The sequence below is a fragment of the Pseudomonas sp. MIL9 genome, from assembly GCF_016887925.1.
GTDB lineage: Bacteria > Pseudomonadota > Gammaproteobacteria > Pseudomonadales > Pseudomonadaceae > Aquipseudomonas > Aquipseudomonas mohnii.
This window is the reverse complement of record NZ_JAFEHE010000008.1, coordinates 310,661-332,011: the sequence shown is the minus strand read 5'-3', so window position 1 is coordinate 332,011 and position 21,351 is coordinate 310,661. Positions and strand designations below refer to the sequence as shown.

The 21,351-nt window shown below is 59.8% G+C and carries 24 protein-coding genes and 1 tRNA gene; 19 read left to right on the top strand and 6 right to left on the bottom strand.

Annotated features, from left to right (window positions below):
- The first annotated feature begins 105 nt into the window (after nt 1-105).
- The 5 genes from JQF37_RS11820 (at nt 106) to JQF37_RS11800 (ending at nt 4,490) form a co-directional block, all read left to right on the top strand.
- Nucleotides 106-417 carry a DUF3077 domain-containing protein gene (locus JQF37_RS11820; RefSeq protein ID WP_204149657.1) on the top strand — a complete coding sequence of 104 codons (312 nt, stop codon included), beginning with the start codon at nt 106-108 and terminating at the stop codon, nt 415-417.
- 369 nt (nt 418-786) lie between these two features.
- Nucleotides 787-1,692: a TauD/TfdA family dioxygenase gene (locus JQF37_RS11815; RefSeq protein WP_204149656.1), complete on the top strand. Its 906-nt coding sequence runs from the start codon at nt 787-789 to the stop codon at nt 1,690-1,692.
- Between the two features lie 18 nt (nt 1,693-1,710).
- On the top strand, nt 1,711-2,736 hold the full coding sequence (locus JQF37_RS11810) for an ABC transporter substrate-binding protein (RefSeq protein WP_130210837.1): 1,026 nt from the start codon (nt 1,711-1,713) through the stop codon (nt 2,734-2,736).
- A gap of 5 nt (nt 2,737-2,741) precedes the next feature.
- The gene (locus JQF37_RS11805; RefSeq protein WP_130210835.1) at nt 2,742-3,602 is read left to right on the top strand and encodes an ABC transporter ATP-binding protein; all 861 of its coding nucleotides are present in this window, start codon (nt 2,742-2,744) and stop codon (nt 3,600-3,602) included.
- 21 nt (nt 3,603-3,623) lie between these two features.
- Nucleotides 3,624-4,490 carry an ABC transporter permease gene (locus tag JQF37_RS11800; RefSeq protein ID WP_130210833.1) on the top strand — a complete coding sequence of 289 codons (867 nt, stop codon included), beginning with the start codon at nt 3,624-3,626 and terminating at the stop codon, nt 4,488-4,490.
- Between the two features lie 108 nt (nt 4,491-4,598).
- Here the strand turns inward: JQF37_RS11800 and JQF37_RS11795 are convergent, their stop codons facing one another.
- Nucleotides 4,599-5,531, bottom strand: coding sequence for an RHS repeat-associated core domain-containing protein (locus JQF37_RS11795; protein WP_223272723.1), 933 nt, complete (start codon nt 5,529-5,531; stop codon nt 4,599-4,601).
- An 86-nt stretch (nt 5,532-5,617) separates the two neighbouring features.
- Between JQF37_RS11795 and JQF37_RS11790 the strand changes: the two genes are divergently transcribed.
- Together JQF37_RS11790 and JQF37_RS11785 are read left to right on the top strand one after the other, a co-directional pair.
- Nucleotides 5,618-5,773, top strand: a complete 156-nt coding sequence (locus tag JQF37_RS11790) for a hypothetical protein (RefSeq protein ID WP_189340483.1) — start codon at nt 5,618-5,620, stop codon at nt 5,771-5,773.
- A 113-nt stretch (nt 5,774-5,886) separates the two neighbouring features.
- Entirely contained in the window at nt 5,887-7,404 is a 1,518-nt protein-coding gene (locus tag JQF37_RS11785) for a glycosyltransferase family 39 protein (protein WP_223272722.1), read from the top strand.
- Nucleotides 7,405-7,410: 6 nt separating this feature from the next.
- On the opposite strand, the gene JQF37_RS11780 is transcribed toward JQF37_RS11785, so the two are convergent.
- Both JQF37_RS11780 and JQF37_RS11775 read right to left on the bottom strand, forming a co-directional pair.
- Nucleotides 7,411-8,169, bottom strand: coding sequence for a slipin family protein (locus tag JQF37_RS11780; RefSeq protein WP_047536013.1), 759 nt, complete (start codon nt 8,167-8,169; stop codon nt 7,411-7,413).
- Nucleotides 8,170-8,171: 2 nt separating this feature from the next.
- Entirely contained in the window at nt 8,172-8,705 is a 534-nt protein-coding gene (locus JQF37_RS11775; protein ID WP_130210829.1) for an NfeD family protein, read from the bottom strand.
- Between the two features lie 196 nt (nt 8,706-8,901).
- On the opposite strand from JQF37_RS11775, the gene JQF37_RS11770 reads away from it, so the two are divergent.
- Entirely contained in the window at nt 8,902-9,363 is a 462-nt protein-coding gene (locus JQF37_RS11770) for a YbaK/EbsC family protein (protein ID WP_047536019.1), read from the top strand.
- 162 nt (nt 9,364-9,525) lie between these two features.
- Nucleotides 9,526-9,771, top strand: coding sequence for a DUF2789 domain-containing protein (locus JQF37_RS11765; protein WP_047536022.1), 246 nt, complete (start codon nt 9,526-9,528; stop codon nt 9,769-9,771).
- A 4-nt stretch (nt 9,772-9,775) separates the two neighbouring features.
- On the opposite strand, the gene JQF37_RS11760 is transcribed toward JQF37_RS11765, so the two are convergent.
- Together JQF37_RS11760 and JQF37_RS11755 are read right to left on the bottom strand one after the other, a co-directional pair.
- Nucleotides 9,776-10,057 (bottom strand): type II toxin-antitoxin system RelE/ParE family toxin, encoded by a 282-nt coding sequence (locus JQF37_RS11760; protein WP_130210827.1) that lies wholly within the window; start codon nt 10,055-10,057, stop codon nt 9,776-9,778.
- Nucleotides 10,054-10,332, bottom strand: coding sequence for an antitoxin of toxin-antitoxin stability system (locus JQF37_RS11755; protein WP_130210825.1), 279 nt, complete (start codon nt 10,330-10,332; stop codon nt 10,054-10,056). The genes JQF37_RS11760 and JQF37_RS11755 overlap by 4 nt, the downstream gene beginning before the upstream one ends.
- A 197-nt stretch (nt 10,333-10,529) precedes the next feature.
- Here JQF37_RS11755 and JQF37_RS11750 point away from each other — a divergent pair, with 197 nt between their 5' ends.
- From JQF37_RS11750 to JQF37_RS11710, 9 genes are all read left to right on the top strand, one after another.
- Nucleotides 10,530-10,958 (top strand): MarR family transcriptional regulator, encoded by a 429-nt coding sequence (locus JQF37_RS11750; RefSeq protein ID WP_130210823.1) that lies wholly within the window; start codon nt 10,530-10,532, stop codon nt 10,956-10,958.
- Entirely contained in the window at nt 10,955-13,027 is a 2,073-nt protein-coding gene (locus tag JQF37_RS11745; RefSeq protein WP_130210821.1) for an FUSC family protein, read from the top strand. The genes JQF37_RS11750 and JQF37_RS11745 overlap by 4 nt, the downstream gene beginning before the upstream one ends.
- Complete coding sequence (locus tag JQF37_RS11740) at nt 13,024-13,233, top strand: DUF1656 domain-containing protein (RefSeq protein ID WP_047536034.1); 210 nt, start codon at nt 13,024-13,026, stop codon at nt 13,231-13,233. Before JQF37_RS11745 ends, JQF37_RS11740 begins: the two co-directional genes overlap by 4 nt.
- The gene (locus JQF37_RS11735) at nt 13,230-14,117 is read left to right on the top strand and encodes an HlyD family secretion protein (RefSeq protein ID WP_047536037.1); all 888 of its coding nucleotides are present in this window, start codon (nt 13,230-13,232) and stop codon (nt 14,115-14,117) included. Before JQF37_RS11740 ends, JQF37_RS11735 begins: the two co-directional genes overlap by 4 nt.
- Nucleotides 14,114-15,562, top strand: a complete 1,449-nt coding sequence (locus tag JQF37_RS11730) for an efflux transporter outer membrane subunit (RefSeq protein WP_130210819.1) — start codon at nt 14,114-14,116, stop codon at nt 15,560-15,562. The genes JQF37_RS11735 and JQF37_RS11730 overlap by 4 nt, the downstream gene beginning before the upstream one ends.
- Nucleotides 15,563-15,652: 90 nt before the next feature.
- Nucleotides 15,653-16,288 (top strand): NADH:ubiquinone oxidoreductase subunit N, encoded by a 636-nt coding sequence (locus JQF37_RS11725; RefSeq protein WP_130210817.1) that lies wholly within the window; start codon nt 15,653-15,655, stop codon nt 16,286-16,288.
- 267 nt (nt 16,289-16,555) lie between these two features.
- Nucleotides 16,556-18,061 carry a YdgA family protein gene (locus tag JQF37_RS11720; protein ID WP_130210813.1) on the top strand — a complete coding sequence of 502 codons (1,506 nt, stop codon included), beginning with the start codon at nt 16,556-16,558 and terminating at the stop codon, nt 18,059-18,061.
- Between the two features lie 260 nt (nt 18,062-18,321).
- The gene (locus JQF37_RS11715; RefSeq protein ID WP_090465957.1) at nt 18,322-18,903 is read left to right on the top strand and encodes a YbhB/YbcL family Raf kinase inhibitor-like protein; all 582 of its coding nucleotides are present in this window, start codon (nt 18,322-18,324) and stop codon (nt 18,901-18,903) included.
- Between the two features lie 56 nt (nt 18,904-18,959).
- A complete protein-coding gene (locus JQF37_RS11710; protein ID WP_223272721.1) occupies nt 18,960-19,229 on the top strand; it encodes a hypothetical protein in 270 nt (89 codons plus the stop codon).
- 82 nt (nt 19,230-19,311) lie between these two features.
- Here JQF37_RS11710 and JQF37_RS11705 read toward each other — a convergent pair.
- Nucleotides 19,312-19,388 (bottom strand) — tRNA-Arg (locus JQF37_RS11705).
- Nucleotides 19,389-19,738: 350 nt separating this feature from the next.
- Between JQF37_RS11705 and gabD the strand changes: the two genes are divergently transcribed.
- A complete protein-coding gene (gene gabD, locus JQF37_RS11700) occupies nt 19,739-21,181 on the top strand; it encodes an NADP-dependent succinate-semialdehyde dehydrogenase (RefSeq protein ID WP_130210809.1) in 1,443 nt (480 codons plus the stop codon).
- The last annotated feature ends 170 nt before the right edge of the window (nt 21,182-21,351 follow it).

The window sequence follows — 21,351 nt, the reverse complement described above, 5'->3', positions numbered from 1 at the left end:
TTTTTTACCGGTAGCTACGAGTCCAGCCGCAGTGCTGCGCCGCACGCCATGCGGACCGCCACACCGCAAGCCGCGCCACCGCCTCCCCCTCATCGGAGGTGGCCAATGACTAACCAACCCGAACTCAAAACCATCGGCCTAACCCCCGCCATTTACTGCGCAGATCAAGCGCTCTTCCATGTCACGCGCGACGTTCCCCTCGGCGATGCATTGGCCATGGCGTCCGATTTTCTGTTTCTAGCCAAGGCGCTGACCCAGGACGCGGCGTATGCCAAGGACACGGACTACCAGGCCTGGGCTGCGCATTATTTGACTGCGATGAGCAAGGCGGTGGTGGATGATGCGGTGAAGGTTTTGACCCGGGAACGGGCCTCGGTGTCCATGCCGAAGCGGGCGGGGGGGAAGTCTGGGGGGTAGTGGTTGAGCACTGTGTGAGCAAGCTTGCTCGCGATAGCGGTCTGTCAGTCAACATCTCTGTTGAATTTGACGGCCTCTTCGCTGGCGAGCCAGCTCCTACATTGGGTCCGGGTTGACCACAAAAATTCGGTTTGACCTAAAACCCTGTAGGAGCTGGCTTGCCAGCGAAGAAGGCCCCAAAAAAGAGCACCGCAAAAGCCATATCGTTATTCATTAACGGTATTTAAATTTCGATTCTTATATCTATAAAGTCACTCTCCTGCGTACCTGCCGACCAATCGGCGCGCCGCACGACACGAACCAACACGACATCCGTGAGTTTCTGATCGACGCGCGCGCCCTTGAGCGTGCCGTGCGTGGGAGTGATTTATGTCTGCAGCATCAGCATCAGCATCAGCATCAGCATCGCCAAGCATCGCGCCACAATTTTTTGAAATCCACCCGTTCAGCGGCGCGGTGGGTGCCGAAATCATCGGCCTCGATCTGTCCCGCCCGGTCAATGATCAGGACTTCGCCCGCATTCACCGCGCGCACCTGGATCATCACGTGGTGGTGTTCCGCGACCAGCGCATTACTCCTCAGCAGCAAATCGATTTCAGCCGCCGTTTTGGCGTGTTGCAGATTCATGTGCTCAAACAATTCCTGCTCGCCGGTCACCCGGAAATCCTCATCGTTTCCAACATCGTCGAGAACGGCCGGAACATCGGCCTCGGTGACGCCGGCAAGTTCTGGCACTCCGACCTGTCCTATAAAGAATTGCCGAGCCTGGGCTCGATGCTGCACGCCCAGGAGCTGCCGTCGGAAGGCGGCGACACGCTGTTCGCCGACATGCACAAAGCCTGGGACAACCTGCCCGAAGCGCTGCGTAAAGCGGTCGAAGGTCGCTCGGCCGCGCACTCCTATACGGCGCGCTACAGCGAGACCAAATTCGAAGGCAACTGGCGCCCGACCCTGACCTCGGAGCAACTGGCCCAGGTCGCCGAAGTGGTTCACCCCGTGGTGCGCACCCACCCGGAAAACGGCCGCAAGGCGCTATTCGTCAGTGAAGGCTTCACCACTCGCATCGTTGGTTTGCCCGAAGACGAGAGCAAGCAGCTGCTCGACGAGCTCTACGCCCACAGCGTGTTGCCGCAAAACATCTACCGCCATCAATGGCAGGCCCATGACCTGGTGTTCTGGGACAACCGTTCGCTGATCCATCTCGCCGCCGGATGCCCGAGCTATCTGCGCCGCAAGCTGTATCGCACCACCATCCAGGGCGACGCGCCTTTCTGATTTGTCGGAGATCTGATCATGTCCAAACGTCTTTCATTTGCCCCGCTGGCCGCGGCCATCGGCCTGGGTTTCAGCCTGATCGCCGGTAGCCTGGTGGCGCCGACCGTAGCCCACGCCGAAGGTGAAATCCGCATCGCCGAACAGTTCGGCATCGTTTATCTGTTGCTCAACGTCGTGCGCGACCAGAACCTGATCGAGAAATACGGCAAGCAGGAAGGCATCGACATCAAGGTCGACTGGACCCAGCTCTCCGGCGGTGCGGCGGTCAACGATGCGTTGCTCTCCGGTTCCATCGACATTGCCGGTGCCGGGGTCGGCCCATTGCTGACCATCTGGGACCGCACCCACGGCAAGCAGAACGTCAAGGCCGTGGTCTCGCTGGGCAACTTTCCGTACTACCTGGTGAGCAACAATCCGAAGGTCAAGACCATCGCCGACTTCACCGAGAAGGACCGCATCGCGGTGCCGGCCGTGGGCGTGTCGGTGCAGTCGCGTTTCCTGCAATACGCGGCCGCCAAGCAGTGGGGTGACAAGGAATTCAATCGCCTCGACAAGTACACCATCGCCGTGCCGCACCCCGACGCCACGGCGGCGCTGATCGCCGGTGGCACCGAATTGACCGGGCACTTCTCCAACCCGCCGTTCCAGGATCAGGCCCTGGAAAACCCGAACGTCCACGTGGTGCTCAACTCTTACGACGTGCTCGGCCCGAACTCGCCGACGGTGCTGTTCGCCACCGAAAAATTCCGCGATGAAAACCCGAAAACCTACAAAGCCTTTGTCGAAGCGTTGACCGAAGCCGCGCAATTCGCCCAGAACGACAAAGGCGCGGCGGCGGACACTTACATCCGCGTCACCAAGGCCAAGATCGACCGCGCCGCGCTGCTGAAAATCATCGACAACCCGCAGTTCGAATTCAGTGTCACACCGAAAAATACCTACCCGCTGGCCGAGTTCCTCTACCGCGTGGGTGCGATCAAAAACAAGCCGGACTCGTGGAAGGATTACTTCTTCCAGGACGCCAAACCGCTGCAAGGGAGCTGACCGACATGAACGCCCCTTTGCAAGGCCACACGGTCAGCAAACCGATCACGGCAGCCCAGGCGCTGCTGTCGGTCGACAAGGTCAGCCTCGAATACCGCACGCCGCAACGGGTGGTGCGAGCGACCCACCAGGTCAGTTTCGAAATCGATCCGGCGGACCGCTTTGTCTTGCTCGGCCCGTCCGGTTGCGGCAAGTCGACCTTGCTCAAGGCCGCCGCCGGATTCATCCAGCCGGTCGAAGGCGAGATTCGGCTGCAAGGCCAGCGTGTCGATGCGCCGGGGCCGGACCGGATCGTGGTGTTCCAGGAATTCGATCAACTGCCGCCGTGGAAAACCGTTAAGCAGAACGTGATGTTTCCGCTGCTGGCCTCCAAAACCCTCAAGCGCAAGGAGGCAGAAGAACGGGCGCTGCACTACTTGGAGAAAGTCGGTTTGGCGGCGTTTGCCGATGCCTATCCGCATACCCTGTCCGGCGGCATGAAGGCGCGGGTCGCCATCGCCCGGGCGTTGGCCATGCAGCCGAAAATCCTGCTCATGGACGAACCCTTCGCCGCCCTCGACGCCCTGACCCGACGCAAGATGCAGGAAGAATTGCTGCTGCTCTGGGAGGAGGTGCGCTTCACACTGTTGTTCGTCACTCACTCCATCGAAGAAGCGCTGGTGGTGGGTAACCGGATCCTGCTGTTGTCACCGCATCCGGGGCGGGTGCGCGCGCAAGTGCACAGCCATCAATACGATTTGCACAGCCTTGGTGGCGTGGAATTCCAGGCGTCGGCGCGGCGTATCCATCGGTTGTTATTTGATGAAGGTCAGTCGCCGGAGACCGAGCGCGAGCTGGATTTCGCCGACATCCGCATCGCTTATTGAGCCAGTTGAGAGGAGGGCCCGATGAGCCATTTATCATCCCCGCGTGAAGAGTTCGAAATCGTCCTGCAACCGCTGACCAGTGTCCCGCTGGAGCGTGAGTTACCGCTGGGCCAACGCCTGTGGCAACAAGGCTGGTTGCGCAAAAGCCTGATCCTGATTCTGCTCGCCGTCCTCTGGGAAGCCGTCGCCCGTTATCAAAACAACGATTTGCTGTTGCCGAGTTTTCTGCAAACCAGCCATGCGCTGTATGACGGCCTGCTCAGTGGCGAGTTGTTGGGCAAGGTGTGGATTTCCCTGGTGGTGCTGGTCAAGGGGTACCTGATCGGCATCGTCCTGGCGTTCGCCCTGACCACGTTGGCGGTATCGACCCAGTTCGGTCGCGACCTGCTCAGTACACTGACCTCGATGTTCAACCCGCTGCCGGCGATTGCCCTGCTGCCGCTGGCGCTTTTGTGGTTCGGGCTGGGACAGAACAGCCTGATTTTCGTGCTGGTGCATTCGGTGCTCTGGGCCTTGGCGCTGAACACCTACGCCGGGTTTCTCGGCGTCTCGGAAACCCTGCGCATGGCCGGGCGCAACTATGGCCTCAAGGGCATGCGATTCGTGTTGTTCATCCTGATTCCCGCCGCACTGCCGTCGATCCTCGCCGGGCTGAAAATCGGTTGGGCGTTTGCCTGGCGCACGCTGATCGCCGCCGAACTGGTGTTTGGTGCAACCAGCGGCAAGGGCGGGTTGGGCTGGTACATCTTCCAGAATCGCAATGAGCTGTACACCGACAAGGTGTTTGCCGGGTTGGCGGTGGTGATTCTGATCGGGTTGCTGGTGGAGAACCTGGTGTTTGATTCGTTGGAGCGGGTGATGGTGAAGCGGTGGGGGATGCAGCGGTAGGGAGTATGAGGTTGGTAAGACTATCCAGTCCGTCGGGTCGGATGCTTAAGGCAGCTCTGCCAACCCAACCTAATACATTCGTCATTACGTAGTGTTTTAACCTGGTTTCTAGTTTGGTGGCGGAACAACGACAATTAGCGGCGGAGGTGGTAGGGCTGGCGGTTGTCTTATTGACTGAATCGGATGAGCAAAATCGATGACAGGATAGTTGACGTGAGGAGCCCCGCTGGCGACCACAAAGATTTTACCCCGCTGCGATGCAGCAAAAGTATCTTTGTTCCAGAGGTCCATTCCGTATGTCGCCTCCTCATACGTCGGGGGGGCCGCCGGTCTATTCGGTCTTGCAGAAAGGCTTGCGCCCCCGCGATGCGCTCTCGGCGAATGAGATTGCTGCGCAGAAGGGCTCACTCTCCAAGAAGTGCCTTGTCCGGTAACTGGGCGCTCCCATCCTTTTACGCCTTGGGGGGCGATGTCACCCCCGGGATACAAACCACTTGGTTTTTTCACTGGTGCGCCAGCTATAACAGCCTTGGCGACATTAGCAAGTCCGTTTCCCTCGCCTGTTTTCTCTGGTCTTAGTCCCCCAAGTCTCTCGATTGTGCTGGCCTGTGCTGAGGTCAGTCTGCGTGGACCCGTAACGTCCGCACCACCGAAAAAGAAATCAAAGGACTTACTTAAAAACTTCAATAAAGTCATATGCCCTGTCGGATCCACCCGATTCACCGGATCCCCCACGCAATACATATACGCATTCAACCCACCCGGCCCGAACGGACTCCAACTGTCCGGGCTATGAAACCGCATCAATCGCGTGTTGTAGGCGCGATAGCCATTGCCCAGGATGTACCAGCCGAATCTGGCTTCGCGCAATTGGCCATTGAAACCCAGCACCGTCGCGACGTCCTGCTGCGCGGACTGTTCGCCGTAGGCGGTGTAACCGATGGTGTTGACCTTGCCCTCGACGCTTTCGCCAATGATCGATTGGCTGCTGTCGGTCGCCAGCAGTATCACGCGCTGATTCACATCGTTGGCTCTGGTCATCCAGCGAGCTCCGCGGGGCCGAAGAGAATTGGTCATCAGTTCTACTCGCCGGGCTCAAAATTGAGAACTATCAGAACTGCTAGGTCTTGGCGGCTCAGCCCCTGCTTGGCTGGAGCAAGCCCGGTATCGACAGCCTGATCGAAGCCGTTCGTCAGAATCAGATCGCCCTGCGGATGGTGCAACAGCGGTACGTGGAAGGGAGGGCAGGTAGCGTCGGTGTATCCGCTGGCCGTGGCGGCTGACATTAGCCTAAAGTGAGGGCAACGTTTCGGCAGCGCAGGTGAACAGAGTGGTAGTGGAGGCGCAGCGAAAAGAGCGGTTGGCCAAACCCCGGTCATCGACCGCGAACTTGGCAGTGCTCGACGCAAGGCAGCGACTGCTGTGGTGGGGCGGTGGGTTGCTGGTCCTGGTGCTGGCCGTCCTGACCCGTTTATACGGCCTGACCGATGCCGCGATTTGGGGCGATGAAGGTTCCAGCCTGTTGATGAGTCGGTACACCCTGGATGGTATCTGGGCTCATGCCGCCCGTGACGTCCATCCACCGATGTACTTCATGATGCTGCACGGCTGGATCGGGCTGTTTGGCGATGGCATTTTTTCGATACGCAGTTTGAGTGCGCTGCCGGGTGTCGCGTCGGTCATGTTGGGGATGTGGCTGGTCCGGTTGATCGCCAATCCGCGGGCGGCATTACTGGCCGGGTTGATGCTGGCGCTGTTGCCTACGGCGGTGCGCTACAGTCAGGAAGTGCGGATGTATTCGTGGCTGGGGTTGTGGTTGCTCGGTGCCACCATTGCGCTGGTGTATTGGGTCAAACAGCCTCGCCACACCCATGCACTGGTGATCTACGCACTACTGATGGCCACCGCGTTCTATACCCACTATTTCACTGCACTCTGTGTGCTCGTCCATTGGGCGTACTTGCTGGTGTTGCGCCTGCAGCCAGACCCACCCTTGAAACACATCACTCGCCCGGCCTGGTGGCTGAGCAACGTAGCCATTGTGGTGCTGTTTGCTCCATGGATCCCTGGCCTGGTCGGCCTGATCCAGCACATGGCCGAGCTCAAGGCCAATGGCGATGTGGGGTGGGAATTGCCGGTCACTCTCAGCTCCCTGCCGTCGATGGTGTGGGACTTTCTGATCCAGGACGATGGGGATAATTTGCCCCGGCTCCTGTTCGTTGCGCTGCCAATACTATTGCTGGTGGTGATCCTGCTGACGGTTCTGCGTGATCGCAGCCCCTTTCGCTGGAGTGCATTGCTGGCACTCTACACCCTGCTGCCGTTGTTGCTGGTTTACGGGGTTTCGTTTATTTCACCCGTGTTTATCGAGCGCTATCTGAATGCCTATGCGATGGGCCTGCCGCTGATCATGGCACTGGCCATCGACCGCTTGCTGAGCGGCTTTCGGGTATTGGCGCTGGGGTTGTTGGTGCTGTTTGTCGGCACCGAGCTGGTCGGGCTGAAAAACAACTCCACCGTGGATGTGAATGACCAGATCAGTGTGATGGTCGAGTTCGTCAACCAGCACTACGTGGCCGGTGACCGAATCGTCATCAGCGACATGCTCTGGTACATGAGCTACGTCTATTACAACCGCACCGACACGGATCCGCTGCTGTACACCCCGCCCTTGGCCAACGGGACATCCAGCCGCCCGAATGATTATGGCTTTGGCACCCTGGTCAACGGTGATGCGCCAAGGATCTACCTCGACCACCTCAGTCAATTGCCCAGGGGAACCGGTCGCGTATGGTTGATCAGCACGGCGGATCAACCCGACGAATTCGCCCCGCTGCCCGGCGGTTGGCAGAAAGCCGCCGAGACCGCTGCGGGTAACACTCGGGCACGGTTGTTTGTCATGGGGGCTGAGTGACGGCGCTCAAGGTTTCGACGACAAGTCCGCCATGCCCTTGAGCAGCTCGATCGGCAGTGGGAAGACGATGGTCGAACTCTTGTCGCCGGCGATCGAGCTGAGCGTCTGCATGTAACGCAACTGCATGGCCCCCGGCTGGCGACCGAGCATTTCGGCGGCCTGCATGAGTTTTTCCGAGGCCTGCAATTCGCCTTCGGCGTGGATCACCTTGGCCCGGCGCTCGCGCTCCGCTTCGGCCTGTTTGGCGATGGCGCGAATCATCGATTCATTGAGGTCCACGTGCTTGATCTCGACATTGGCCACTTTGATCCCCCATGCATCAGTCTGGGCGTCGAGCACTTGCTGGATATCGATGTTCAGCCGTTCGCGCTCGGCCAGCAGCTCATCGAGTTCGTGTTTGCCCAGCACCGCGCGCAAGGTGGTTTGCGCCAACTGGCTGGTGGCCATCAGGAAGTCCTCGACCTGGATAATCGCCTTCTGTGGGTCGAGCACGCGGAAGTACAGCACGGCGTTGACCTTGACCGAGACGTTATCGCGGGTGATCACGTCTTGCGCCGGGACGTCGAGCACCACGGTGCGCAAGTCGACGCGAACCATTTGCTGAACCACCGGAATCAACAGAATCAGGCCCGGGCCCTTGACTTGCCAGAAGCGTCCGAGCTGGAACACCACCCCGCGTTCGTATTCACGCAGGATGCGGAAGGTCGAACCGGCCAGCGCGATCAGCAGTAACAGCAGCGCGACAAAACCCACTTGCAGGCCCATGACTATTCTCCCGCTGGCACCGCGTCAGTCGCGGCCACTTTCAGCATTAATCCCTTGCGCGACACCACGCGTACTTTCTGCCCGATCTGCAGGGGCTTGGCGCTCGACACTTGCCAGTATTCGCCCTGTAAATGCACCCAGCCGTGGCAGGCATCGTCGGCCAGCAATGACGTGATCGGGGTGACGCTGCCAACCAGTACGGCATCGCCGCTGACGGTATGGCGCGGGCGGGTCTTCAGGGCGCGGATCAGCAGGAACACCAGCAGCAAAGCACTGATCAGGCCCAAAACGATCATCAACGGAGCGGGGAGTTCGGCATTGGTCAGGATCAGCGCGCCGATCACGAACATCACGATTCCGCCCAGGCCAATCACGCCGTAATTGGGCAGGGCCGCCTCGGCGATCAGGAACGCGAGGCCGAAGGTGATCAACCAGACTCCGGCGGGATTGGTCGCCGGTAGCCCGACAGTGTCTGCGGCGAAGGCTGATGCGCTCAACGCCAATAGCAGTGCAACGGTACAACAGCGCGTATTCACGTCACCCTCCGGGAGCGTCGTGGCCGTTTCTGTATACAGTTTAGTTGACCGATCGGTTGTATGAATTTTGTTCAGATGTCGACGTGTCCAATGGGCGGATTTCCCACCGGTTTGGCCCGGCGGGCCTAGACTTTCACTACGTGGAAAAGCGTCAACCATCGTCCGCCAGACGTTGTTGCGGACACCGAGGTGCATCATGCGTATGGCAAGAACCGTGCAGCGAAGCCTGGAAAAGGCTCAATGCGAATATGACATCGTCACCCACCCTCACTCGGCCAGTAGCCTGGAAACGGCGCGAGTCGCGGGCATTCCAGCCGAGCGGGTGGCCAAGTCGGTCATCCTCGACGACCACCACGGCCATTACCTGATGGCCGTGTTGCCCGCCAGTCGCCACCTGGACCTGAGCAAAGTGCGCAGCAGCGGCGAATGGCAAGTCTCGCGCGAAAGCAATCTGCCGCACCTGTTCGATGACTGCGAACGCGGCGCCGTACCCGCCCTGGGCGAGGCCTATGGTCTGGACGTGGTCATCGACCCGCTGCTGACCCGGCAAAAGGACATTTATCTGGAAGCCGGCAACCACATCAACCTGCTGCACATGGATATGCCACAGTTCCTGAAAATGGTGCCGCATGCCGAGGTGCGGGAGTTGAGTCATTGAGTTTCGCGACGCCAGTGCCGCCGTCATCGCGGGCAAGCCTCGCTCCCACAGTGATTGAGTTGAGCCGCAGATTTGTGATCAACACTGAACCTGTTGGAGCGGGCTTGCCCGCGATTGACCGCGCAGCGGTCACCCATTCAACCCTTCCCCAAGGAGTCAGCCATGGAAAACCCGACCCACAGCCTCCCATCGCTGTTCAAACAACTCGGCCTGCCCGACGACGCCGAAAGCATCGATAAATTCATTTCCACCCATTCACCGCTCAAACCGGAACTGCACCTGGCGGATGCGTTCTTCTGGACCCAAAGCCAGGCGGATTTTCTGCGCGACGATATTCTGGAGGATGCCGATTGGGCGGAGGTGGTTGATCAATTGGATGTGATGTTGAGGAAAGGGCGGGGGGTATAGACGTTCAATTCTCTGGCGGCCACTGACGGGACGTATGAACCAGAGCAAGTATCCAGATTGCGTTCACTGCCTGTTCATAAACAATTCGATAACTCTGATGTGGAATCAGCTCGCGAGTGCCGGCAATGATTCCGGCAGGGCCACTTTCAGGGTGTTGCGCAAGCCTGGATATCGCATCGCTGAAGCGATTGTCCATGTCGATGGCCGCTTTCGGGTTGATGGCATACAGGTAGTCCCAAATATCTGCACGATCCTGTGCGGCTTCTCGCGTCCAGATTATCCTCATTGTTCTGTGGCTGCCTTCCCACGCCTGGCGGCGAACTCTGCTTCCACTTCCTCATTCGCCAGGCCGTTGCCGCTGTGCATTGAGGTGCGGGCGATGTCCACTTTGCGTTGCAGGAAGGCCTCGTATTCACGAGATTCTCGTTGCGTTTGGACAAACTGGCGCATCATTTCCCGGACGATTTGTGAGGCAGGGCGGTGAGCGGCTTCTGCTTCGGCCATGAATTGTTCGCGCAAATCTGATTCGAGCTTCATTGTAAAAACGGCTTGTTTTGACATGGTGAGTGTTCCTGGATCGGGTACCAAGAAAGTATATACATCATCAGTACTCTGTCAGGTCCATCGCGTTCTGCTTGCGACGGGTGGAAACCAATTTGTTTCAAAACTTGACGAAAAAACCTCTCCAATGCCATATTGATAGTTAGCAAACTAACAGTGTATTTTCTCCCGTGCCGAATAATCTCGACGTTCTGCAGATGAACATCAGCAGCTCCATGGTGGTGGCCGCCAGGCATTGGCGGAAAATCTGCCAGAGCACGCTGCTCAATTACGGAATTTCCGAAGCCTGTGCCGTGCCGTTGTTGATGATCGGACGGTTGGGCGAGGGGGTGCGGCAGGTGACGGTGGCGCAGGCGGCGGGGATGGAGAGCCCGTCCCTGGTGCGGTTGCTCGATCAGTTGTGTCACGCCGGGTACGTCTGTCGCACCGAGGATGCGCAGGATCGCCGCGCCAAATGCCTGAGCCTCACCGACAGCGGCCGGACACTGGTGCAAGCCGTCGAAGTTGAGCTGGTGCGCTTGCGCAGTGAGGTGCTCGAAGGCATCGATCCGCGCGATCTGGAAGCCACCTTGCGTGTATTGAAGGCCTTCGAGTCGGCCGGCCAAGCACCGGTGCTCCACCCTTGAGCGGCTTTTTTACCGGCGTGCCCCCGGCGCGGGACTGGTTCTTCGGTGTGCGCACGTTCGCCGCCTCGATGATTGCGCTCTACATCGCCTTGCTCATGCAAATGCCGCGGCCTTACTGGGCGATGGCCACGGTGTATATCGTTTCCAGCCCGTTTGTCGGCCCGACCAGTTCCAAGGCGCTGTACCGTGCAGTGGGCACCTTTCTCGGTGCTGCCGCTGCGGTTTTCTTGGTGCCGATGTTTGTCCAGAGTCCCTATGTGCTGGTGACGGTCATGGCACTGTGGACCGGGACTCTGCTGTTTCTGTCCTTGCACCTGCGCACCGCGAACAGCTACGCGTTGATGCTCGCCGGTTACACCTTGCCGCTGATCGCTCTGCCGGTAATGGATAATCCGTTGTCGGTGTGGGACGTCGCCGAAGCGCGCACGGAGGAGATCTTCCTCGGCATTGCCGTGGCGGCGGTCGTCGGCGCGATGTTCTGGCCCCGGCGGCTGGCCCCGGTGTTCAACGGTTCGGTGAGCAAATGGTTTGCCGATGCCTCGACCTACAGCCTGCAATTCCTCGGTCGCCATGTGCAACCGGCCGAAGTCAGTGCGCTGCGTGCGTCGATGGTGGCAACCTTCAACAGCCTGGAGCTGATGATCGGTCAGTTGCCCCACGAAGGCGCGCGGCCGCAAACGGTGCGCAACACCAAGGAGCTGCGCGGAAGGATGATCCACCTGCTGACCGTGGTCGATGCCCTGGACGATGCGCTTTACGCCCTGGAACGGCGCACTCCCGAACTTGTGGATAAGTTCGCGCCACTCCTCGGTGCCGCCAGCGAATGGCTGCAACACAAGGACGCGGATGTCGATCGCTGGCAGGCGCTCAAAGACCGGGTCCAAGCCCTTCAACCCAATGTCGAAGCGCTGGAGGACCGCAAGCAGCTGTTGTTCTCCAACGCGCTGTACCGCCTCGGCGAATGGATCGATCTGTGGCAGGACTGTCGCAGTCTGCAAATCGCCATCCAATGCGAAAACCAGGACAGTTGGCACGCGGTGTATCGGCATTGGCGGCTCGGCCGACTGTCGCCATTTCTGGATCGCGGCCTGATGCTTTATTCAGCGGCGTCCACCGTCACGGCGATCATCGTCGCCTCGGTGCTGTGGATTCTGCTGGGCTGGACCGACGGGGGCTCCGCCGTGATTCTGGCGGCCGTGGCCTGCAGCTTCTTTGCCTCGATGGATGACCCTGCGCCACAGATTTACCGGTTCTTTTTCTGGACGGCGATGTCGGTGTTGTTCGCCAGCCTTTACCTGTTTCTGGTGTTGCCCAACCTGCACGATTTCCCGATGCTGGTGCTGGCGTTCGCCGTGCCGTTCATCATCGTCGGCACCTTGACCGTCAAGCCGCAGTTTTACCTGGGCATGTTGCTGACACTGGTCAACACCTCGTCCTTCATCAGCATTCAGGGCGCGTACGACGCCGACTTCCTCAGCTTTGCCAACTCCAACCTGGCCGGCCCCGTGGGCTTGCTGTTTGCATTTGTCTGGACCCTGATCGCCCGGCCATTCGGTGCCGAGCTGGCGGCCAAGCGTCTGACTCGATTCAGTTGGCGTGACATTGTCGGCCTGTCCGAGCCGGCCAGCCTGGCCGAGCACCGGCATCTTGGCGTGCAAATGCTTGACCGCCTGATGCAGCATTTGCCGCGTCTGGCTTTGACCGGGCAGGACACCGGGATTGCCCTGCGGGAAGTCCGCGTGGCGCTGAATATGCTCGATCTTCTCGCCTACGCGCCGCGCATTGACGGGGTGCCAAGCGCGCTGCTGCGCCAGGTGGTGGCCGAGGTCGGCGAATACTTCAAGGCGTGCCTCAAGGCTGACAGGCGCTTGCCCGCGCCGAGCCCGTTGCTGATGACCATGGACCGTGCCCGCCGGGCGCTGGGCGGTGCGGGTGATGACGAGACCCGCCTGCAACTGTTGCACGCCTTGAGTGGCTTGCGCCTGGCGTTGTTGCCCGGCGTCGAATTTGTCGGTTCCGCCGAGCTTGAAGAACCGCTTCCCCATGGCATCGATGGAGCGCCTTTATGATTGGTGACCTGGATCTCAGCGGGGTTTTCCTGCCCACACTGCTGGTGCTGATGGGCATTACCTATGTGTTGTTCCTGTTGGTGCACGGGGTGCTCACGCGTCTGCACTTTTATCGTCTGGTCTGGCACCGGGCATTGTTTAACGTGGCTCTCTACGCCTTGCTGCTTGGCGTCGTGGACTCACTCAGTCGATACCTGATGACATGAAAAAGCCTTTATTGACCATCGGCCGCGTGGCCCTGACCCTGTTGATCGTGAGCTTCGCCGTGGTCGTGGTCTGGCGGATGGTGCTGTATTACATGTTTGCCCCCTGGACCCGCGACGGTCACATCCGTGCCGACATTGTGCAGATCGCTCCGGACGTTTCCGGGCTGATCCAGCAGGTGGACGTGCGCGACAATCAGCCGGTCAAACGCGGCCAGGTGCTGTTCAGCATCGATCAGGACCGTTTCAAACTGGCCTTGCGCCAGGCGAAAGCCGCCGTCGCCGACCGTGAAGAAACCCTGGCCCAGGCCCAGCGCGAAGCCAAGCGCAACAAGGGCCTGGGCAATCTGGTGCCTGCCGAACAGCTGGAAGAAAGCCAGTCGAAGGTCGCCCGTGCCCAAGTGGCGTTGATGGAAGCCCAGGTGGCGGTGGACAGCGCTCAGCTCAACCTCGACCGCTCGGTGATTCGCAGCCCGGTGGACGGTTATGTCAACGACCGCGCGCCGCGTGCCCAGGAATTCGTCAGTGCCGGGCGGCCGGTGCTGTCTATCGTCGACAGCAATTCGTTTCACATCGACGGCTATTTTGAAGAAACCAAACTGGACGGCATCCATATCGGCCAGAGCGTCGACATCCGGGTGATCGGTGACCGCGCGCGCCTGCGTGGCCATGTGGTCAGCATCGTCGCCGGTATCGAAGACCGCGACCGCACCAGCGGCAACAATCTGTTGCCCAACGTCAACCCGGCGTTCAGCTGGGTGCGCCTGGCCCAGCGGATTCCAGTGCGGATTGCTTTCGATGACGTACCGGCGGATTTCCGCATGATCGCCGGGCGCACCGCGACTGTGTCGATCATCGACGATCAGGTCCGGGAGCCTGCGCAATGAGCAAAGCCACGGGTTTGGCGGTTGCCGGATTAGGCTTGTTGCTGTCGGCGTGTCAGGTGGTCGGGCCGGACTATCACCTGCCAGAGGCGGCGGCCATCCACCGTGATGACTTGCAGGGCGAACTGGCGGTGGAGGGCAAGCCCGTGGTCTCGGCGCCGGTGCCTGCCGATTGGTGGCGCCTGTATCGGGACCCGCGTCTCGATCAACTGGTGCAGCAAGCCATGGCCTCCAACACCGATCTGCGCGTGGCGGCGGCCAGCCTGTTGCGCGCTCATGCGCAAGTCGACGAGGCCGAGGCGGCCGGTGGCTGGAGCGGTGGCGTGAAAATGGGCGCCGAGCGTTTGCAGGAGTCCGGCCAAGCCTTCCTGTTGCCGGAAAAGGTGCCGGTGGCCAACATCGGCGATATCGGTATTTCCGCGTCGTACCAGTTCGACCTGTTCGGTACGCTGCAGCGTGGCATCGAAGCGGCCAAGGCCAATGCCGATGCCACCCAGGCCGCCGCCGACACCGCGCGCATTACCCTGGTGGCGGATGTGGTTCGGGCCTACACCCAAGTCTGCGCGGCCAACGAAGAGCGGGAGATCGCCCAGCATTCCCTTGATCTGCAATCCCAGAGCACCACGCTGATCCAGCGCTTGCGCGACGCCGGACGCGGCGACGAAACCCAGGTCACGCGCTCGCAAACCCAATTCAAGTCGTTGCGTGCCGACATGCCCCGTTATGAGGCGGCGCGTCAGGCCGGGCTGTTCCGTTTGTCGATGCTGCTGGCCAAGCCTGTGGATCAATTGCCGGTCGGCACCGCGACTTGCGCTGAACTGCCGAAAATCGCGCAGTTGGTGCCCGTGGGCGATGGTGCCGCATTGCTCAAGCGTCGTCCCGACGTGCGGCAGGCCGAGCGCCGACTGGCGGCCGCGACGGCCGGTATCGGCATCGCTACGGGCGAGCTGTACCCGAACATCAGCATCGGCGCGACCATCGGTACCGTCGGCATCCTGGGTGATCTCGGCGACCCGTCCACCAACCGTTGGGGTTTCGGGCCGTCGCTGACCTGGACCGTACCGTCCAACGGCACCCGCGCCCGTATCCGTGAAGCCGAAGCCACGACCCAGGGTGTGTTGGCACACTTCGATGGCGTTGTGCTCAACGCCATTCGCGAAACCCAGACCGCCCTGGCCCAGTACGCCGCGCTGCTGCAACGCCGTGATGCCCTGGCGGATGCCGAGCAATCGGCGAAACTGGCGGCCGACCAGACGCACCGCTTCTTCCAGGCCGGCCGCGAGTCGTTCCTGGCGGACCTGCAAGCGACCCGCACTTACACCGACGTCACGGCACAACTGGCCACGGCGAACACGCAAGTCGCCATGAGCCAGATCGATTTGTTCCTCGCCCTGGGCGGAGGGTGGGAAAGCGGACGAACGCAAGCGTCGAACTCCGGCAAACCCTGAGGCCGTTGCTATGCTTTGAAGTGTTGGAGGGGCGTTGGAGTCAGGCGCCCTTGCTTCGCAAGGCTCGCGCAGGTCATGGGGAAACCAATAATGAAAAACCCTTATGCTCTCGGCTTCTGGTGCGCCGTCGTAGCGTTAGTGCTGCTTTCGGCCACCTACTTCTACGGCGTCATGCTGACCCACCAGATCGACAAGGCTCTGGTGTTCCTCGACAGCGCCACGGCGCTGATTGCCGTGATGTCCATCGCGGTGGTGGCCTGGGCCTCGGTCCAGAACCAGCGAATCAAAAAAAGACAACTCGAACAAGGCAAGACCCTGGTGCTGATCTGGGACACCAAGGTCGCGCTGCGTCGTGTCGAAACGGTGTTCGACCGTTATTTCTGGGGCAGTTACTGGCAGCCAGGGCGCACGTTCCAGGAGGTCATGGGCGAACTCACCGGTACACCGCTGGAAAAGAGTCTCGAAACCCTGAAAAAACAATGCCTGGCGCTCGACAAGCAAGTGGCCGACGACGGCTGGCACTGGCTCAACAATGCGCGGGAACTGGCCGATGTCGCCGCCGCCATGGCCCGCGAACGCTATCAGCTGGATTTCTGCGACCCGCAGGGGGACGTGACAGGCGGGGCGGTGATCAATCGCGACTTTGAAGTGCTGGTGTACACCTGGACCGCGCGGCTTAAAACCTTTGATCATCAGCTCGATGAGATCGAGGTTCAGTATTCCTGATGCTGCGTTGTCAGGGCTGACGCCATCGCGAGCAGGAGTTCGCATTCCAATGTGGGAGCGAGCCTGCTTGCGATGGCGATCCCATGGACACCGAATACTTGCCTGCCTATGAAGCTCCCATAGACATTCTTTCACTTTTAATCTTTGGGCCGTCCACCGCGCCTGATGCTAACCTGCATCCCACTTTTAGCGCAGTCGTGACCACAACCCGCTTCGGGTTCAGGGAAGACGACCACCTCTCAACAACGGACATTGAACGGGTCATTCATGAATAAATCAGCAGGCGTGTTACTGGGAATTGTCGTGGCCATCGGTGCAATCAGCGCCGGCGGTGCCTGGTACACCGGCACCAAAATCGAAAGCGTGCTGAACACTTCCCTGGCTGATGCCAACCAGCAACTGCAAGCGGCGCTGGTCGGTCATAAAGGCACGGCATCGCTGGAACTGGTCTCGCTGGAGCGCCATGTGTTCAGCAGCACCGCGCACTATCGCCTCAAGGGCGAAGGTGAAATGTTCGGCGAGGAGCCGATCGAACTGCTGTTTGTCGATCACATCGAACACGGTCCGCTGCCGTTCTCGCGCCTGGTGTCGCTGAAGTGGCTGCCGGTCATGGCCACCAGTCATTACGAACTGGAAAAGACGCCGCTCACTGAAAAATGGTTTGCCGCCGCCAAGGATGTCTCCCCGCTCAAAGGCGTGGTCAATATCGGCTACGACAACTCCACCAACGGCACGCTGGAAATGCTGCCGCTGGAAACCGCACTGGATGACAAGTCCAGCTTGAAGTTTTCCGGCCTGAAACTCGACGTTTCGGCCAGCGCCCAGGCGCAGAAGGTCAAGGCCGACGGCTACATGGACAGTCTGAAGCTGACCACCGTTTCCGAAGATCAGGCACCGGTGCAGGTCGAATTGAACGGCCTGACGCTGGCCAGCAACCTGAGCAAAAGCACCTACGGCTACTACACCGGCGAAAACACCGTTGTGCTGACCAGCAGCCAAACCACGTTCGGTGCCAAACAGTCAGTGCTGGGCTTCAAGAACTTCGAGATGAAGAACCAGACCGAGGAATCGGGCACCAGCGCATCCGGGCGTGCCGATTACAAGGTGGGTGAAGTGTCCTTGAACGGCAAGGCGTTCGGTTCGGCACAGTTGGCGATGAGCCTGAAGAACCTCGACATACCGGCGACGATGTCGCTGATGCAGATTTACCAGAGCAAACTGCAACCGTACGAGCAACTTGCCGCCGAGGCAGCCGAGGCGGGTCAACCGGTGCCGGAACTGAAGCTGACCGAAGCCGAAGAGGCGCAACTGAAAACCGGTCTGGAGCAATTGCTGGCGGCCGGCCCGCAGGTGGCCCTGGAAAACTTATCGTTCAAGACCACCAACGGCGAAAGCCGCGCCAACCTGGTGCTGGACCTGACCAAACCACAATCGATCGAATTGCCGACCGACCAACTGATCAGGCAGTTGATTGCGCTGCTGGACATCAATCTCCAAGTGTCCAAGCCAATGCTCGTTGACGTGTTCACCGTGCAATCGCAAATCGACGGCCAGACCGACGCCAAGCTGATCGCCGATCAGGCCACCGCCACTGCCGACATGTTTGGCAGCATGGCCGTCGGCTCGCAACTGGCGAAACTGGACGGAAGCAACATCGTCAGCAAACTGCACTACGCCAACAATCAGGTCGAGTTCAACGGCCAGAAAATGACAGTCGAAGAATTTGTCGGCTTCGTCATGAGCAAATTTGCTGGCGCAGGCGAGGTTCAATAAAACCGCCACCCTCCAGACAACGCCCGGCCTCTGCGCAATGCAGGCGCCGGGCGTTTTGCTGTTCGGCGGTTGAAATGCGGTCGACCTATCCTCGTCACCTTCTTCAGCAACGGGTGTAGGACGGTTCCGAGGCGCGGTGCTTCATTGAAAAAAAGCGGCGCAATTGTTGAAGGTTGCGCCAAATCCTGGTGCCACCAAATGAAAGCTCCAGCTATAGTTTGCACGCCGACGACGGCCCCACCCGCACAAGGTACTCCGGCATGACCCGATTGACCTCTCTGAACCCTTGGCTAGCGGCCATAGCGGTCGCCCTTTGCGTGCAATTGCCGGCGCATGCGGCGCAGGCGGCACAAGCGACCCAGGAGCGTTTTACCCTGAACATCCCAGGCGTGTCGGATGACCGGTTGTTCACTTCTGCCGCTGCCAGCGATGCTCCGGGCTGCGGCGGACATAATGTTTCACCTGCGCTGAGCTGGAGCGCCGGCCCGGCCGGTACGCTCAGTTATGCCATCGTCATGCACGACCCTGACGGCCAGAAAGGACAGGGTGTCGATCACTGGGTGCATTACGGCATCAAAGCCAGCACCCACCAGATCGCGTCCGGAGTCGGCGCAAAGTCCACACTTGAAGGCGTGTCCGGCATCAACAGCAAAGGCACCGCCGGTTACGTCGGCCCTTGCCCGCCGGCTGGCGACAGTGCGCACCATTACATCATCCAGATCTACGCCCTGGACCTCGCGCCGGATGCGTTGCCGGCAGGCCTGACCCGTGCGCAGCTGCTGGAACGAATCAACGGTCATGTGTTGAAAAACAGCAGCGTGGTCCGGCGTTACCACCGCTGAAGCCTGATCACTTCAGCGGCTTTGCAGAAAGCTGAAGTGCGCGGCCTTCCGGGGATTTGGCATCCCTCCCTGAAAGCGCGCACTATCAGCCTGTAGTCGATGCGTTGGAGGATGCCGTGACAAAAAAAATCGACCGCATCGCCCAAATGCTCAACTGCCCGGAAAAGGGTGAGGAACTACGGCGAGCGATTACCGAGAGTCGTAAGGATTTTCTGCTGAATCAGCCGGACGAAGACGTTGTTGAAGACGACGTGCTTGAAGATGAAGTCTTCGAGGATGACGAGGACGATGATGAATACGACGAGTTTGATTGGACGACGGAATGAAAAAAACCGCTTAGGCGGTTTTTTTGTGCCCCCACAAAAAAGCCCCAGTCCCTACGGCCTGAGGCTTTCTCGTTTCTATAGATGGTGCACCAGGCGGGATTCGAACCCACGACCCCTGCCTTCGGAGGGCAGTACTCTATCCAGCTGAGCTACTGGTGCAGCGCGGGCGCCATGATACTCATATGCACTGCGGGCGTCCATGCTGCTGAATCGCCTGCGTTTTTCCAAAGCGTAACCTGTCTTTGTTACGTTGATCAGAAAATCGCAGCAAAAAAGACGTTTTCGTTCTTTTTTTCGAACGCCCTATTGTCCTTTAACCCCTTTGATCCTAGGATTCGTTTGAGATTTCAAACGCTCTTGTCTGGGTGCTGAACCGCACGAATTCAATCCGTGCGCTATTTATGTGCTTCAGCCCGGTGAATGATTTCCCTGACGGCAGCCTACTGAGGCGCCTTTCTACAATCATAATTTGCTCCGCGTATCGCGCGGTGCTGTTAAGGAAAGCCGACATGCAGCTTAAAGACACCCAGTTGTTCCGCCAGCAAGCCTTCATCGATGGCGCTTGGGTTGATGCGGACAATGGTCAGACGATCAAGGTCAACAACCCGGCAACGGGCGAAATTCTGGGTACTGTGCCGAAAATGGGCGCTGCCGAAACCCGCCGTGCCATCGAAGCTGCTGACAAGGCGCTGCCGGCCTGGCGTGCACTGACCGCCAAAGAGCGTGCGAACAAGCTGCGTCGCTGGTTCGAACTGATCATCGAGAACCAGGACGACCTGGCTCGCCTGATGACCCTGGAACAAGGCAAGCCACTGGCCGAAGCCAAGGGCGAAATCGTTTACGCCGCTTCCTTCATCGAGTGGTTCGCCGAAGAAGCCAAGCGTATCTACGGTGACGTGATTCCGGGCCACCAGCCAGACAAGCGCCTGATCGTGATCAAGCAGCCAATCGGCGTGACCGCTGCCATCACCCCGTGGAACTTCCCGGCCGCAATGATCACCCGTAAAGCCGGCCCGGCCCTGGCCGCCGGTTGCACCATGGTGCTCAAGCCTGCTTCGCAAACCCCGTTCTCCGCGTTCGCCCTGGCTGAACTGGCCCAGCGTGCCGGCATCCCGGCTGGTGTGTTCAGCGTGGTTTCCGGCAGCGCCGGCGACATCGGCACCGAGCTGACCAGCAACCCGATCGTGCGCAAACTGTCCTTCACCGGTTCGACCGAAATCGGTCGCCAACTGATGGCCGAATGCGCCAAGGACATCAAGAAGGTTTCCCTGGAACTGGGTGGCAACGCTCCGTTCATCGTGTTCGACGACGCGGACCTGGATAAGGCCGTCGAAGGCGCGATCATTTCCAAGTACCGCAACAACGGCCAGACCTGCGTCTGCGCCAACCGCCTGTACATCCAGGATGCGGTCTACGACGCCTTCGCCGAGAAACTCAAGGCCGCAGTGGCCAAGTTGAAGATCGGCAACGGTCTGGAAGCCGGCACCACCACTGGCCCGCTGATCGACGAAAAAGCCGTGGCCAAGGTGCAAGAGCACATCGCTGACGCCGTTGCCAAAGGCGCCACCGTGCTGTCCGGCGGCAAGCCGATGGAAGGCAACTTCTTCGAGCCGACCATCCTGACCAACGTGCCGAACAACGCGGCCGTGGCCAAGGAAGAAACCTTCGGTCCATTGGCGCCGCTGTTCCGTTTCAAAGACGAAGCCGACGTGATCGCGATGTCCAACGACACCGAGTTCGGTCTGGCCTCGTACTTCTATGCGCGTGACCTGGGTCGTGTGTTCCGTGTGGCTGAAGCCCTGGAATACGGCATGGTCGGCGTCAACACCGGGCTGATCTCCAACGAAGTCGCGCCGTTCGGCGGCATCAAGGCCTCGGGCCTGGGCCGTGAAGGCTCCAAGTACGGCATCGAAGATTACCTGGAAATCAAATACCTCTGCCTGGGCATCTAAGCTCGAGGGCATAAGCCCGGCAAGGCATTGCTTCAAACGCAAAGGGCACGAGAGCGCTGTTCCTTTGCGTGCTTCAAACGGAATTTTCTCTGTGGCGGGGAAAGCTGTGGCAGTCGATCATCGCATGCTGCCGAAGTTGCCTCCTCGCTGCCTAATCCTTGAACCACGCC

Excerpts from the sequence above, each read along its gene's own strand:
- JQF37_RS11820 (WP_204149657.1), top strand. The coding sequence starts at position 106 with ATGACTAACCAACCCGAACTCAAAACCATCGGCCTAACCCCCGCCATT.
- JQF37_RS11815 (WP_204149656.1), top strand. The coding sequence starts at position 787 with ATGTCTGCAGCATCAGCATCAGCATCAGCATCAGCATCGCCAAGCATC.
- JQF37_RS11810 (WP_130210837.1), top strand. The coding sequence starts at position 1,711 with ATGTCCAAACGTCTTTCATTTGCCCCGCTGGCCGCGGCCATCGGCCTG.
- JQF37_RS11805 (WP_130210835.1), top strand. The coding sequence starts at position 2,742 with ATGAACGCCCCTTTGCAAGGCCACACGGTCAGCAAACCGATCACGGCA.
- JQF37_RS11800 (WP_130210833.1), top strand. The coding sequence starts at position 3,624 with ATGAGCCATTTATCATCCCCGCGTGAAGAGTTCGAAATCGTCCTGCAA.
- JQF37_RS11795 (WP_223272723.1), bottom strand. The coding sequence starts at position 5,531 with ATGACCAGAGCCAACGATGTGAATCAGCGCGTGATACTGCTGGCGACC.
- JQF37_RS11780 (WP_047536013.1), bottom strand. The coding sequence starts at position 8,169 with ATGGGCCTGCAAGTGGGTTTTGTCGCGCTGCTGTTACTGCTGATCGCG.
- JQF37_RS11770 (WP_047536019.1), top strand. The coding sequence starts at position 8,902 with ATGCGTATGGCAAGAACCGTGCAGCGAAGCCTGGAAAAGGCTCAATGC.
- JQF37_RS11765 (WP_047536022.1), top strand. The coding sequence starts at position 9,526 with ATGGAAAACCCGACCCACAGCCTCCCATCGCTGTTCAAACAACTCGGC.
- JQF37_RS11760 (WP_130210827.1), bottom strand. The coding sequence starts at position 10,057 with ATGAGGATAATCTGGACGCGAGAAGCCGCACAGGATCGTGCAGATATT.
- JQF37_RS11755 (WP_130210825.1), bottom strand. The coding sequence starts at position 10,332 with ATGTCAAAACAAGCCGTTTTTACAATGAAGCTCGAATCAGATTTGCGC.
- JQF37_RS11750 (WP_130210823.1), top strand. The coding sequence starts at position 10,530 with ATGAACATCAGCAGCTCCATGGTGGTGGCCGCCAGGCATTGGCGGAAA.
- JQF37_RS11740 (WP_047536034.1), top strand. The coding sequence starts at position 13,024 with ATGATTGGTGACCTGGATCTCAGCGGGGTTTTCCTGCCCACACTGCTG.
- JQF37_RS11735 (WP_047536037.1), top strand. The coding sequence starts at position 13,230 with ATGAAAAAGCCTTTATTGACCATCGGCCGCGTGGCCCTGACCCTGTTG.
- JQF37_RS11730 (WP_130210819.1), top strand. The coding sequence starts at position 14,114 with ATGAGCAAAGCCACGGGTTTGGCGGTTGCCGGATTAGGCTTGTTGCTG.
- JQF37_RS11725 (WP_130210817.1), top strand. The coding sequence starts at position 15,653 with ATGAAAAACCCTTATGCTCTCGGCTTCTGGTGCGCCGTCGTAGCGTTA.
- JQF37_RS11720 (WP_130210813.1), top strand. The coding sequence starts at position 16,556 with ATGAATAAATCAGCAGGCGTGTTACTGGGAATTGTCGTGGCCATCGGT.
- JQF37_RS11715 (WP_090465957.1), top strand. The coding sequence starts at position 18,322 with ATGACCCGATTGACCTCTCTGAACCCTTGGCTAGCGGCCATAGCGGTC.
- gabD (WP_130210809.1), top strand. The coding sequence starts at position 19,739 with ATGCAGCTTAAAGACACCCAGTTGTTCCGCCAGCAAGCCTTCATCGAT.